Origin of the sequence: Bacillus xiamenensis (assembly GCF_000300535.1) — a bacterium.
GTDB classification, from domain to species: Bacteria; Bacillota; Bacilli; order Bacillales; family Bacillaceae; genus Bacillus; species Bacillus xiamenensis.
The window spans coordinates 12996-27280 of sequence record NZ_AMSH01000044.1; the positions used below are offsets into that span (position 1 = coordinate 12996).

General features: G+C 40.6%; 12 protein-coding genes. 4 read left to right on the forward strand and 8 right to left on the reverse strand.

What is annotated here, in order from left to right; translation table 11 throughout:
- Positions 1–27: 27 nt before the first annotated feature.
- Both BA1_RS13280 and BA1_RS13285 read right to left on the reverse strand, forming a co-directional pair.
- Positions 28–1428 carry a branched-chain amino acid transporter BcaP gene (locus tag BA1_RS13280; RefSeq protein ID WP_008359871.1) on the reverse strand — a complete coding sequence of 467 codons (1401 nt, stop codon included), beginning with the start codon at positions 1426–1428 and terminating at the stop codon, positions 28–30.
- Positions 1429–1881: 453 nt separating this feature from the next.
- A complete protein-coding gene (locus BA1_RS13285; protein ID WP_008359873.1) occupies positions 1882–2703 on the reverse strand; it encodes a C40 family peptidase in 822 nt (273 codons plus the stop codon).
- A gap of 355 nt (positions 2704–3058) precedes the next feature.
- Between BA1_RS13285 and BA1_RS13290 the strand changes: the two genes are divergently transcribed.
- On the forward strand, positions 3059–4423 hold the full coding sequence (locus tag BA1_RS13290) for an alkaline phosphatase (RefSeq protein ID WP_008359875.1): 1365 nt from the start codon (positions 3059–3061) through the stop codon (positions 4421–4423).
- A gap of 168 nt (positions 4424–4591) precedes the next feature.
- Here the strand turns inward: BA1_RS13290 and BA1_RS13295 are convergent, their stop codons facing one another.
- Positions 4592–6016 carry a SpoVR family protein gene (locus BA1_RS13295; RefSeq protein ID WP_412096212.1) on the reverse strand — a complete coding sequence of 475 codons (1425 nt, stop codon included), beginning with the start codon at positions 6014–6016 and terminating at the stop codon, positions 4592–4594.
- Positions 6017–6083: 67 nt separating this feature from the next.
- The gene (locus tag BA1_RS13300; RefSeq protein ID WP_008359878.1) at positions 6084–7283 is read right to left on the reverse strand and encodes a globin domain-containing protein; all 1200 of its coding nucleotides are present in this window, start codon (positions 7281–7283) and stop codon (positions 6084–6086) included.
- A gap of 184 nt (positions 7284–7467) precedes the next feature.
- Between BA1_RS13300 and BA1_RS13305 the strand changes: the two genes are divergently transcribed.
- Both BA1_RS13305 and BA1_RS13310 read left to right on the forward strand, forming a co-directional pair.
- The gene (locus BA1_RS13305) at positions 7468–7899 is read left to right on the forward strand and encodes an Rrf2 family transcriptional regulator (RefSeq protein ID WP_008359887.1); all 432 of its coding nucleotides are present in this window, start codon (positions 7468–7470) and stop codon (positions 7897–7899) included.
- Positions 7900–8059: 160 nt separating this feature from the next.
- Positions 8060–9535, forward strand: a complete 1476-nt coding sequence (locus tag BA1_RS13310) for a catalase (RefSeq protein ID WP_008359888.1) — start codon at positions 8060–8062, stop codon at positions 9533–9535.
- 45 nt (positions 9536–9580) lie between these two features.
- Here the strand turns inward: BA1_RS13310 and BA1_RS13315 are convergent, their stop codons facing one another.
- Positions 9581–9901 carry a YqzG/YhdC family protein gene (locus tag BA1_RS13315; RefSeq protein WP_008359890.1) on the reverse strand — a complete coding sequence of 107 codons (321 nt, stop codon included), beginning with the start codon at positions 9899–9901 and terminating at the stop codon, positions 9581–9583.
- 192 nt (positions 9902–10093) lie between these two features.
- Here BA1_RS13315 and BA1_RS13320 point away from each other — a divergent pair, with 192 nt between their 5' ends.
- A complete protein-coding gene (locus BA1_RS13320; protein WP_008359893.1) occupies positions 10094–10342 on the forward strand; it encodes a YhdB family protein in 249 nt (82 codons plus the stop codon).
- Between the two features lie 69 nt (positions 10343–10411).
- On the opposite strand, the gene BA1_RS13325 is transcribed toward BA1_RS13320, so the two are convergent.
- The 3 genes from BA1_RS13325 to BA1_RS13335 form a co-directional block, all read right to left on the reverse strand.
- A complete protein-coding gene (locus BA1_RS13325; RefSeq protein ID WP_008359895.1) occupies positions 10412–11062 on the reverse strand; it encodes a response regulator in 651 nt (216 codons plus the stop codon).
- The gene (locus tag BA1_RS13330; RefSeq protein WP_008359898.1) at positions 11059–12204 is read right to left on the reverse strand and encodes a GAF domain-containing sensor histidine kinase; all 1146 of its coding nucleotides are present in this window, start codon (positions 12202–12204) and stop codon (positions 11059–11061) included. The genes BA1_RS13325 and BA1_RS13330 overlap by 4 nt, the downstream gene beginning before the upstream one ends.
- Before the next feature lie 155 nt (positions 12205–12359).
- Entirely contained in the window at positions 12360–14105 is a 1746-nt protein-coding gene (locus tag BA1_RS13335) for a phospho-sugar mutase (RefSeq protein ID WP_008359900.1), read from the reverse strand.
- Positions 14106–14285: the final 180 nt, after the last annotated feature.

Consider the following 14285-nt stretch of genomic DNA (forward strand, 5'->3'; position numbering starts at 1 on the left):
ACCAAGTATGGCTGGCTTTTTTTCTCATTATTTTTTGTTTAATTCGGAGTTCTTTCTTGAATATAAGAAATAGACAACAAGCCCAATGGCAAGCCAGATTAAAAATCGAACAAATGTGATCGTCCCAAGTTTATAAATAAGCAGGCCGCAAGATAAAATCGCTAAGATTGGAATAAGCGGAACCGCTGGGCATCTGAATGCTCTCGGTAAATCAGGCTGTGTTTTTCTCATGACAATAACAGCAACTGAAATCAAAATGAATGCTGACAGTGTTCCGATGTTCACTAGGCTTGCCAGCTCATCAAGTGGAATAAATCCTCCCATTAGTGCTGACAATGTACCGAAGAAAAGTGTATTGATATACGGTGTTTTATGCTTTGGGTGAACCTTTGAAAGAACCTTTGGTACCAAACCGTCACGAGACATGGCAAACATGACACGTGTTTGGCCGTACAGCATGACAAGCATGACCGTGGTCATCCCTAAAATAGCTCCAACATCCACAATGCCTGCTACCCAGTTTTGTCCCGCCACTTGCAGTACAAGTGATACTGGATGTGATACCCCTTCAAAGTCCATGAATGGTACAATACCCGTCATGATCGCACTGACAATGACATACAAAACCGTACAAATTAATAGAGAAGAAATGATCCCTCTTGGCAAGTTTCGTGATGGATTTTTTGTCTCCTCTGCCGCAGAAGCAACTGCATCAAACCCAATAAACGCAAAGAATACGAGGGCTGCTGCACTTAAGACGCCGGATGTTCCAAATGGAACGAATGGTGTCCAGTTTTCAGGTTTTACATATTTCACAGCGACTAAAATAAAGAGTAAAATGACCGCAATCTTCATAATCACCATGACGTTATTGACTCGTTTTGATTCTTTAATACCGAAATACAGCAAGAAGGTGATGATCATTAAAATAATAAATGCAGGAAGATTAAAATATGTCACTTGCCCCTTCAAACCACCTGGTGCTGCTGTTAACTCAACCGGTATATGAATACCTATCCCATTTAAAAATGACACAAAATAGCCTGACCAGCCTGCTGAAACAGCACTAGCGGCCAGCATGTATTCTAATATCAAATCCCAGCCAATGATAAACGCTAAGAATTCTCCCATAGATGCGTACGTAAATGTATACACAGATCCTGACACTGGCACTGTGGACGCAAATTCCGCATAAGACAGTGCCGCAAACAAACAAGCAAGGCCTGCGATCACAAATGATAAAACAAGGCCTGGTCCCGCTGTAACGGCGCCTGTACCTGTCAGAACAAATATCCCAGTTCCAATGATCGCTCCAATGCCCAGCATCGTTAAATCAAATGAACCTAATTCCTTTTTTAACGCTTTTTCCCCTTGTGTTGCCGCAATTAGCTCTGAAATGCTCTTCTTTCTAAACAACGAATTGCTCATACCATCACTCCCAAAACTTAGTATCAGTCTAAAGACGCCACGACTTCATAATTAACATTATTTTCTGAATATTTAGATTAAATTTAGCGCTATAAATTAGTGGCGTAAAATTATTATATATGAAAATTAAAAAATGAAAACACTTTTTTACGAAATAGAGCGAAAATTCTTGTATATCAACAATTTTTATTGTCAATAAATAGGTTAGATTTTCTTCATTCTTTATTCAATACACAGCTTGTCCTCATTTATTTATGATATAACATTCAAAATTATATTTTTTTAGCATACTTATTATTAAACAAAAATAAGCCCCTTCTTTTGATCACATGTCCTCACTTGTACTATTTTAGAGCCTTTAGGCTGATAGCGAACTATGATAAAGGTCCAGTTCGGCAGCAAGAATAATATATGAAAAAAGAGACTGCCAGATGAGCAGCCTCTTAGAATCAATTAGTTTACAAATGTTTTCGCGCCAAGATAAATTGGCTTCCAATAGCTTGAACTCATATCACTGATCGTTACACCGTCAGAGGCAGCATGGATAAACTTGTTGTTCCCAATATAGACACCCATGTGAGATGGACCAGACTTATATGTTGTGAAGAACACAAAATCTCCAACATTTGGTGTTGAGACGCTTTTCATCGATGCCCAAAAACCTTCAGTGGTTTGTCTTGAAATCTTTGTTTGTTTATTAATGATATACCACATAAAACCGCTGCAATCAAAACCCTTAGGCGTCGTTCCACCCCATTTATAAGGTGTGCCGCTTTGTGCTTTAGCATCTGCTACGAGTTTAGACACATTTAAAGACGATGTAGCTACTGTTTTTTCTTTGACAGGTGCTGTGTTGACTTTAGACGTCTGCTTCACTTTCAGCTTTTGTCCAATTTTAATGAGATCTGTTTTGAGTTTATTGACCGATTTCAGCTCTTTCACTGTCATTCCATACTTTTTGCCAATTTTAGATAATGTATCACCTTTGACAACTGTATGAGTGGTTGTCGCTGAAGCCGCTTTTACTTTGGTTGTTGTGTTCGTTGTTGTTTTCGAGGAAGTTCCATTGATTTTTAACGTTTGTCCAACATAAATCATGTCAGATTTCAGCTTGTTGTCTGATTTAATCTTGCTCACCGTTGTTTTATATCTTTTCGCTAGAACAGAAAGAGAGTCACCTTTTTGAACCTTTACTGATTGTGCTGAAGCAGCTCCGGCAAATAATGTCGTTCCAAGTAGAACTGCACTTGCAGCTGTGATCCATTGTTTTTTCATTTGTTCCTCCTGTATGTATCCTATCGTGATCCGAATTTTTATCTACTTACTATTATAAGGATCGAATACCAGAAGAAATAGTCTTGACTTCCTACGACATTATGCTTATTAATTCGGCAAAAATTATTTTTTTTTAGGGTTCTTTTTATTTCATTTTCATTACACAATCATGACAAAATAAATGCATCTTGTCATGGATAAATGATACATTCATTTATCATTTTGGTTCATTCTATGTAAAGTGGACTTTTACAATTTTAAAGTGAACTTTACGGTGCTGTAAAAAGGAATCCACACTTCTGCTCTACCATTGTAAACGTAAGAGCAACATATAAACAATGAGGAGGCAAAATAAATGAGTGTGTTGAAAAGCTCGAAAACGAAAATAGCTGCAGCGGCAGCGGCATCTGTGCTGTCGATTGGCATATTTTCAGGAATTGAATTTGGACAGGCTGACAAAGCTGAGGCGAAAAAGAAACCAAAAAATGACGTGCAAAATGTGATCGTGCTGATTGGAGATGGCATGGGAACACCTTATCTTTCAACTTACCGCTCATTTAAACACAACGGTGACCTTTCAAAGCAAACAGCGTTTGACCCTTACCTCACTGGCATGCACAAAACATACCCTGATGATTCAAAAAGTAACATCACCGATTCAGCAGCAGCTGGCACAGCCATGGCAACTGGTCAAAAGACATACAACAATGCCATTGGTGTGGACAAAAACGGCAAAACACTAAAAACCGTTTTAGAAGAAGCAAAACGGAAAGGAAAGTCGACTGGACTTGTCGTCACATCTGAATTAACGAATGCCACACCTGCTGCGTATGCCGCCCATGATGTGTCCAGAAAAAACACAGCAGCCATTGCGGATGATTTTTTCGATGAGAAAATTGGGAACCAGCATAAGATCGACGTCATGCTTGGCGGAGGACTTGTCGATTTTGTTCGCAAGGATCGTGATCTGACGAAAGAATTCAAAAAAGCAGGCTATGATTATGTAACCACCAAAGCAGCCTTGCAACAAAACAAACATCAACAAGTGTTAGGCATTTTTGCTGATGGTGGTCTCGATAAAGCCATTGATCGTGATAAAACAACGCCTTCCTTGCAAGACATGGCATCCTCAGCCATTAAACAGCTATCTAAAAACAAAAAAGGATTTTTCCTCATGGTCGAGGGCAGTCAAATTGACTGGGCTGGACATGACCACGATATTGTCAGTGCGATGAGTGAAATGAAGGATTTTGAAAAAGCATTTGAAGAAGCCATTCGTTTTGCCAAAAAGGATAAAAACACGTTAGTGATCACAACGGCGGATCATTCAACTGGCGGTCTTTCTTTCGGGGCAGACGGCTCTGGCAGCTGGGATTACAAACCAGTCAAAGCAGCGAAAAAGACGCCTGATTTTATTGCAAATAAAATCGCAGGCGGCATGACGGTTGAGTCTGCGCTTACACAATATATCGACCTTGATTTCACAAAAGAGGAAATCGCCTCTATTCAAAAGGCAGCTGAAACAAAAGAAGCTGTACAAATTGATGATGCGATTGAAGAAGTCATTAACACGAGATCACATACAGGCTGGACAACATCGGGGCATACAGGTGATGAAGTCCCATTCTTTGCATACGGACCATCCAGTCAAAAACTAAAAGGACTGATGGAAAATACAGATCAGGCGAAACACATCTTTAAACTGCTTAAAAACCAATAAAATGGAAAATCAGATTGTTGACAAAGGGCTAAAATGACCTTTATTTTAGCCCTTTGTCTTCTTTTCATCGTGACCTTGCTCGGCGCGGAGCGAATTTGATATTCGTGAAATGCGAGGGTTTGTCTACACACTGAGATGTCCGTTTTAGGACATCTTTTCTAATGATCTTTAAACTAAATATTTCCTATGAACCCCTTTTCCATCGTATGAAAACATCACTTCTTTACCTTCAAGAACTGACTCGATGTGTACACTTCTCCCCCATAGCTGATACAAATAGGGGAGTACTTTTTCTAAGTATTTCAGATCGAGCTCAATGCCTTCGTACCAATGCTTGATGTAGAGTTCATTGTTTTTTAAATAGTCGCCGTCTATTACTGTCAAATACGGAAATCCGCCATTGACCCTCATACTGACCAGCTGATCACGAACTGCCTTCCATTCTTTATCAATGACTTTATAGTCTCTTCCCTGCTTTTGAAACAAATACAAGTCTTCCCGCATCACAAGGTCTTTCGTTAAATAGTTTCGAATAAAGGAAATGTCTGATTCAATTTCCCGCACTTCAAACATTTTGCTGCGGCCGGACCCTTTTGTCACCCCTGCTTTTTTTAATTCCTCGCATGGGTGATCATAGCGCTCTTCGATATCTTCAAAAATCTTCAGCCCTAAATAGTAAGGATTGATCCCCGTCTTAGACGGCTGTACCACGCCTGCATTTAATTTGGCAAATTCAATTGATTCACTTGAATCTAAATCAAGCTCACGCATAATCCGCTGGTGCCAATACGATGCCCAGCCTTCATTCATGATCTTCGTTTCTAGCTGCGGCCAAAAATAAAGCATTTCCTCTCTCAGCATGGTCAGCACATCTCGCTGCCACGGCTCCAGCTCCCGGGAGTGTGCCTCAATAAAGAGCAAAATATCTTTTTCTGGCTTTGGCGGGAATTGCTTGACAATTTTCTTTTTCTCACGCGTCTTAGGCTCATCCATTCCCCACAAATCATCATACGGCGTTTGACGTTTTGAATGGTCTTCTTCATATTCTTCTTCATCGTCAATATTCCAGCTTAATTTTGAACGAACAAGAGACGGATCAATATGCTCCTGCAAGGCCAATACGGCATCTAAAAACGATTCGACTTCTTTTGTTCCATGAACATGCTCATACTCTTTAATTCGCTCTGCCGCCGCTGCCATGCTTTCGACCATATCTCGTTTTGTGTTTTGGAAACGGCAATTATTTTTGAAGAAATCACAGTGCGCCAGGACATGAGCCACAATTAATTTATTTTGAACAAGCGTATTGTTATCAAGTAGAAAGGCGTAGCAAGGGTTTGAATTAATCACCAGCTCATAAATTTTGCTTAATCCTAAATCATAATGAAGCTTCATTTTATGAAATTGCTTGCCAAAGCTCCAGTGGCTAAATCGTGTTGGCATCCCATATGCACCAAACGTATAAATAATTTCCGCGGGACAGATTTCATACCTCATCGGATAAAAATCTAGACCAAATCCTTCTGCAATTTCTGTAATTTCATCAATGGCTCTTTGTAAAAGCCGCTTTTCAGATACGCTCAAGGAAACCATCCCTCCTCATCGGACTTATCCCTACTATATGAGCGTATCTAAAAAAACATGATGTTCAGCCGTTGGTTTACACGACTTCTATCTCTTTCATGGATTGCCCGCCGAATACTTCGAAATGAATATTTTGTTCCGGAATTCCTATCGCTTTTAGGATATAGATCATCTCTTGTGTAAAGGCCGGGGAACCGCAAAGGTAAAATTGTCCTTCCCCTTCTCCAATCACTGATTGAAGGAATGAACGGTCAATACGGGAAGCCACCTTCTCCACCAGCTCACCCTTTCCTGACGCTTCAAACTGCTCGTTACATAGGATGATACGTCCATGAGGGGATAAAGCTAGAACACGTTCAAATTCTTTTTCAAAAGCGGTCACGTCCTCTATTCGATCTGCATGAATCATCGTAAATGGCAGATTTTGATGAGCGGCTGTTTTTACTAAACCAATCATTGGTGTAACACCAGACCCAGCACTGATCAAATAAACGGGCTGTTTGATGTCCCCTTGTAAGCAGAACATTCCCTGCGGCATACTCACTTGAAGAATATCCCCTTCTTCCATGTCATCATGGAGGAATGTGGATACATGGCCGTCTCGTTTCACTGTGATGCGGTAGTAAGATGGGTGATATTGATCTGATAAGCTGTACTGTCTGCTGCATACATAGGCTTCACCCGGCATATCTGCTTGCACCGTAATATATTGACCTGTTTCATAAATTGGCAGTTCAGATTCATCTTCTGGTACTAAATAAAAGGAAGTGAGTGACGGAGATTCTTGTTTCTTTTTCTTAATCACAAACGGTTTGACATCTGCCCATCCGCCTTTTTGTTTTAAATTTTCCTCCATCATTTCTGCTTCAATGGTGATAAATATATTCGCAATGATGTCATAGGCAGCCTTCCAAGCGGCTAACGTTTCGTCTTCTTCTGTTAATCCAAATACCTCTTTCATGGCTTCAATGAGATGGTATCCAACGATGGGGTACTGCTCTTTTTTCACCATGACACTGACGTGCTTATGGGCAATTTGTTTGACAGCAGGAAGCAATTCTTCTAATCGTTCAATGTACAGTGCAGCTTGATATAAGGTTGCCGCAAGCGCCTCTGGCTGACTTCCATTCATGAGGTTCGTTTTATTAAACTGATTGAGAAGCTCTGGGTGCTGTCTGATCATATTTTGATAAAAAACTGTCACAAGTTTTGTTCCCTCGGCTTTTAGTAGAGGGGCTGATTGTTTAATGGCATTCATTTGATCTGAAGATAACATTGTCATTCCTTCTTTCAAAAAGATGTATTTTAAATACATCTTTATCGTAATAGATGACAGGCTATAAAAGCAATATTTATAATACATGTTTTAAATGTTGTCACATTTAACACTTTCTCGAACAGTTTTTGTCTAAAATGTGTTACGATGATACAAAACTCTATTAGGTTTAGAGGTCGTCAAAATGAAACTTACAAATTATACAGATTTCTCATTGAGGGTACTCATTTATTTAGCGTCGAGAGACAACAATGAACTGTCAAATATTCAGCAGATTGCCGATATTTATGGCATTTCAAAAAATCACCTGACGAAGGTGATTTACCATCTTGGAAAACGCGGTTATGTGGAAACGATTCGCGGAAGAAATGGTGGGATTAGACTGGGGAAAAGCCCAGAAAGCATTAACATTGGTGAGGTTGTCCGCTATACAGAGGATGATTTAGTCATGGTTGAATGCTTTGATTCAAAGAAAAACAGCTGTATTATCTCCCCGATTTGCTCATTAAAGCACGTACTTCATGAAGCACTCACTGCTTATTTACGCGTTCTAGATCAATACACATTAAAAGATTTAACACAAAACAAAGATGCTCTCAGAGAGCTTCTGCTCTAAGGCGAAAGAATTCATTTCTTTCGTCTTTTTCTTTACCTCCTTGTAATAATAATTTATTTAAAATTATTATAAATAAATATTGACTATCATGTTTTATTCAATATAATTAGGGTATATAGATTGCTAGAACCCATTTTTTTGTTTACAGGAGGAGAAAAGAATGACAAATTCAAATCATAAACATTTGACGACAAATCAGGGCGTGCCTGTTGGCGACAATCAAAACTCAAGAACAGCCGGCCACCGCGGACCTTCCTTTCTTGACGATTACCATTTGATTGAAAAACTTGCGCATTTTGACCGTGAACGTATCCCAGAGCGTGTCGTTCATGCAAGAGGCGCCGGCGCTTATGGTGTGTTTGAAGTAGAAAATAGCATGGAAAAGCATACAAGAGCAGCCTTCTTAAGTGAAGAAGGGAAACAAACTGACGTTTTTGTTCGTTTCTCAACGGTTATTCATCCTAAAGGTTCACCTGAAACATTACGTGATCCACGCGGCTTCGCTGTTAAATTTTATACAGAAGAAGGCAACTACGATTTAGTCGGCAACAACCTGCCTGTCTTCTTTATTCGTGATGCACTCAAATTCCCTGATATGGTTCACTCTCTTAAGCCAGATCCTGTAACCAATATTCAAGATCCTGACCGTTATTGGGATTTTATGACCTTAACACCTGAATCAACTCACATGCTCACATGGCTCTTCTCTGACGAAGGTATTCCTGCGAACTACGCTGAAATGCGCGGTTCTGGTGTTCATACGTTTAGATGGGTAAACAAATACGGAGAAACAAAATATGTGAAATACCACTGGAGACCATCAGAAGGCATTCGCAATTTATCAATGGAAGAAGCTGCAGAAATTCAAGCAAACGACTTCCAGCATGCGACAAGAGATTTGTATGATCGTATTGAAAAAGGAAATTATCCAGCATGGGATCTTTACGTTCAGCTTATGCCGCTCAGTGATTATGATGAACTTGATTATGATCCATGTGATCCTACGAAGACGTGGAGCGAGGAAGATTATCCGCTGCAAAAAGTGGGACGTATGACACTGAACCGTAATCCAGAAAACTTCTTTGCTGAAACAGAACAGTCTGCTTTCACACCAAGTGCACTAGTTCCAGGAATTGAAGCATCTGAAGATAAACTGCTTCAAGGTCGTCTGTTCTCATACCCTGACACGCAGCGTCATCGTCTTGGTGCGAACTACTTGCGTATTCCAGTCAACTGCCCTTATGCGCCTGTACACAATAACCAGCAGGATGGCTTTATGACAACAACTCGTCCAAGCGGACATATTAACTATGAACCAAACCGTTATGACGATCAGCCAAAAGAGAACCCTCACTATAAAGAAAGTGAGCCTGTTCTTCACGGTGATCGTATGGTGAGACAAAAAATTGAAAAACCGAACGATTTCAAACAAGCGGGGGAAAAATATCGAAGCTACTCTGAAGAAGAGAAACAAGCATTGATTAAAAACCTGACAGCTGATTTGAAAGACGTAAATGAAAAAACGAAATTACTTGCAATTTGCAACTTCTATCGTGCAGATGAAGATTACGGACAGCGTTTAGCGGATTCACTCGGAGTGGATATTCGCTCTTATCTTCAAGGAAACATGAAGTAAAACATCTCATGATCAGCACCTCTTTTGGTAAGAGGTGCTATTATTTTATAATCGAAACACGTTAATACTAATCAAATGACCGGTCTCCGGGTGAAAATAAATTTCTGCGTGGGCGGCAAAAAGTGTTGAGCCTTCCTTTACGGTGACGCGAAACACATCTTTTGTTTGTTCATCATTCACTTGTGTGCGTCCAATGTAATGATAATCGTTTAAAGAGGCACCTTCATATTCATCTTGCAAGGCAGTATAAGCAAGCCTTTCCCAATTGTCTGCGGGATATGCGGCTGCTTTTGATGCTGGATGCACCATGAGACTGCCGAATAAAATCATTCCTGCTGCAATAAGCATCCACCATTTCGGCTGCATGATATCATTGATCTCACTTTCATGTAGATTTTCCCTTAGGTTTTGCTGTTCAATCTTTTTTCATACATGAAGCATTTATTCAGCCTATAATTCCCGGTCCCCTTTTTATGCGGACACCAACTTTTCCCCTGAAAATGTCGATATGATCCGAGCAAACTAATGAAGACTTCTCAAGGGAAAGGAGAAGGTTTAATGAATGTGGCGGATTATGATAAAGCACTTTATTATACGCATCGCTCGCAATGGGATAATTTACTTATTCTTATGGTACGTACACAAGATGACTTGCTCTCGAAACGTATTGAGCATTTCTTACACGCGTATCAATTTAACCGAAACGATGCAGCTGTTGAAAAATGTTTATATGGGCTCCTCCAGTATATTGACCACGCTTCAGAGGCGGCCGTTTCTGAAGCATATGCAGAACCGATGTACACATAAAGAAAAAGGCTAAAATGATCTTTATTTTAGCCTTTTTCTTCTTTTGGCGCCCGTGACTGCATGTTTTTGTTAAAGCAGCTCTTTCGGCTGATTTTTTTGATAATCCACTGCATAAAGAGCGGCCTGGGTTCGATCTGCCAGCTCTAGCTTGGATAAAACATGAGATACGTGCGTTTTAACTGTTTTTTCAGAAATAAACAGCGAGGAGGCGATTTCGTTGTTGCTTTTGCCCTTTGCGATTTCAAATAGGACATCCCGCTCTCTATTGGTCAGCTCGTTCATCAGTGCCCATTTCTGCTCTTTTGGCTCTGTCAGATGATGCACAAGAAAGGTTGTAATATAACCGTCTAATTGATACGTGCCATTTTGTACTTCAATCATTGTCGTGAGCAGCTTTTCTGGCGCTACATCCTTTAGCTGATAGGCTTTCGCTCCGGCTTGAATTGCTGGAATGACATAATCTTTATCCGCATAGCTTGTCAGAATCACAATACGTGTCTCCGGCCTATCGATCATCATTTGTTTTGTTGCCTCAATACCGTTCATCACAGGCATTGAGAGATCCATTAAAACAATGTCAGGCTGCGTTTGTTGGACAATCTTTAATGCCTCTACTCCATTAGATGCCTCGCCTACGATGTCCACATCAGGCTGTGTTTGCAAGAAGAACACCAGCCCTTTTCTCACAATATGATGATCATCTGCAATGACGACTCTCATGACGATCCCTTCCTTTCTTGAGAAAATGGCACTTTTACATGAATTGTGGTTCCATTGCCAAGCTCAGAATCAATACAAAATGTACCACCTGCTCGATGGATGCGATCAGCCATTCCTTTCAGCCCAAATGAAGGAAGGCTCATTTGTTCGTCATACCGAAATCCTTTTCCATGGTCAATTATTTTCATATCGAACGTGTCTGCCGATTGTTCAAGTTTAACCTCTACTTCCTCTACTCCCGCATGTTTTTGACAATTATTCAGTGCTTCTTGACATACGCGAAACAAAGTCTCATGGCATGAATGATCCATTTCCAAACAGCCGGATAAAGATAATGTGCAGCTTAGCCCTAAAAGCTGTGCATACTCTTCAATTGCTGTCGTAAACCCTTTTTCAAGTCCTCTTGGTCTTAACTGCCATATGAGTGACCGCATTTCAATGAGGGCATCTTGTGATAAATGCTGAATAAAATCAATCATTTCCCCTAAATTCTGATCGCTTGTCATTTGACGGGCTGCCTTTGCAGTAAGACTCACAGAAAACAGCATTTGATTGACCGAATCATGTAAATCCTGTGCAAGACGGTTTCTTTCTTCAAGGAGTGCATGCTGCTGCTCATTTTGAACAAGCTTCATCCGCTGAATCGCCGTACCAATTTGAAGCGCAATACTTTCAAGTAAATTCAGCTCTTCTTGTGTAAATGTGACTTTACCTTTTGCCGCCACATTTAATAAACCAAAGGTGCGCTTACATGCCTTGAGTGGAACGGTTGCATGATGCGTAATTCCTTCCGTATCCCCAAGCTTTTGTTCAATTGCCGTTTCAATCCGTTTACAGTTAATGATATTGGTGGCTGATTGCAGTGATCCCTTCGTATATCGATTGATGCAATAACAATCATTTTGGCACAACAATTTCTTTCGATCCTTTGCCAGTGCTTGAGGTAAGGATACATGTGCCATCAGCTCATATGAGCCGTCTTCTTCTATAAAATAAATCCATGCTGTCTGAAAGCCTGTGACATCCATGAGCATCTGAAGGACTTCATGAAGTGTTTCTTTCATTTCCATGCCTTCATTGAGCTTTTCAGCAATTTCTTTTAATGTCTTTAAGGTTTGAACCTTCTCTTGGTATTCTCCCATCCTGTTTACCCCCGGCATTTGCTGCCTTCTCTTATCATTACGTTGATTATACCATGAGCACCTTCTTCGCTCTTTCTCAAAAAGGATGATTTCTTCTCATCCTTTTGGCTGAGAAAAACGCCATCATGTATGACACGATGGCGTTGTTGCTTTCTTTATTTAGCTGTTTCTTCTACAATATCATAAACGACTTTCATCACTTCTTCTGATAGATGCTTTAGCTTTTCTTCGCTGTCTGTTAAAGATGAGCCTTTAACGGCGATATAAAATTTCACTTTTGGCTCAGTACCAGAAGGTCTTATGCAGAACCAAGAGCCATCTTCAAGGAAATATTTTAGGACATTTGATGCCGGCAGATGAATGGTTTCTTCTTTCTTTTCAGCCACAAGGTGTCTTTGACTTGATTGATAATCCTCAATAACAGTTATGCGCTGACCTGCAATAGCAGCTGGCGGATTGGTTCTAAAGGTATGAAGGATGGCCGAAATCTGCTCCGCTCCTTCTTTCCCTTTTAAGGTTAATGACTTTAACCCTTCTCTGTAAAATCCGAATTCCTTAAAAATATCAACGAGGGCATCGTATAATGACTTGCCTTGTTTCTTATAAAAAGCAGCAACTTCAACGGCTAATAGCGCCGCTTGGACCGCATCTTTATCTCGTGCAAAATCACCGATCAAATAGCCGTAGCTTTCTTCATAGCCGAATTGAAACGTGTACTCTCCGGTTTCTTCAAATTGCTTGATTTTTTCACCAATAAATTTAAAGCCAGTGAGCGTATCAATCGTGTCTGCTCCAAATGCCGATGCCACAGCACGCCCAAGCTCACTTGTCACAATGGTTTTCATCACAACCGGACGAGGAGGCAGCTGACCTAGCTTTTTCTTTTCAGACAATAAATAATGAAGCAGCAGCGCTCCTGTTTGGTTGCCTGTTAAAACAGTAAATTCTCCCTCATGATCTCTAACAGCGATGCCTAATCGGTCTGCATCTGGATCTGTTGCAATCAGGAGATCGGCATTTTGCTTTTCGCCAAGCTTGATAGCGTATTCAAATGCTGCATGCTCCTCTGGATTTGGAGACGTAACCGTCGAGAATTGTGGATCTGGCTTTTCCTGTTCAGGCACAACGGTCACATGCTGATACCCAAGAGCCTGAAGCCCGTTTCGGACAGGTTTATTCGCTGTCCCATGAAGCGGGGTAAACACCACTTTGATATCCACTTCATTTGCAAGCTCAGGGTGCACACTGATGGTTTTTAATTTTTGGATATACGCTTGATCAATTTCTTTTCCGATCATGCGGATCAGCCCATTTTGCTTCAATGTTTCTTCTGATTCTACTGATATCGCTAGTTCATTTTCAATGGCATCTACTTCTTTAATGACTTGATCTGCTTCAAATGGGGGCATCTGGCCGCCATCTTCTCCATATACTTTATAGCCATTATATTCTGGCGGGTTATGACTTGCTGTCACGACAATACCCGCAAAGGCATTCAGCTCCCGTACTGCAAAAGAGAGTTCTGGTGTCGGACGCAGTTCATCAAATACGTACGTTTGAATGCCGTTTGAAGCAAGCGTTTTGGCTGCTTCCATCGCAAATTCAGGGGATTTATGGCGTGAATCATATGCAATCGCGACGCCTCTTTTTTTTGCATCCTCTCCATGTTTTGCAATATACGCCGCAAGACCAGCTGATGCTTTTCGAACGGTGTAGACGTTCATTCGATTCGTTCCAGCACCAATCTCTCCGCGCATTCCTCCAGTTCCGAACTCCAGGTTTTTGTAGAAACAGTCTTCAAGCGCTTTTTGATCATCCTGATGCGCCTCCAGCCATTCCCTTAATTCAGTATCCAGGTGTTTTTCATTGATCCATCGCTCATAATTCGCATTCCAACTCATAGCCTTCCTCCCAGCTCTTATCATCAATAAGATAATATCTACTGTTATTTTATATGGAACTATCCTTCATGTCATGTTATATCATTGACATATGAAAAAATGATGAACAAAGAGTAAAAAACAATAAAAAAAAGCCGATACACGATCGGCTTTCAGATTGTTGACAAAGGGCTAAAATGA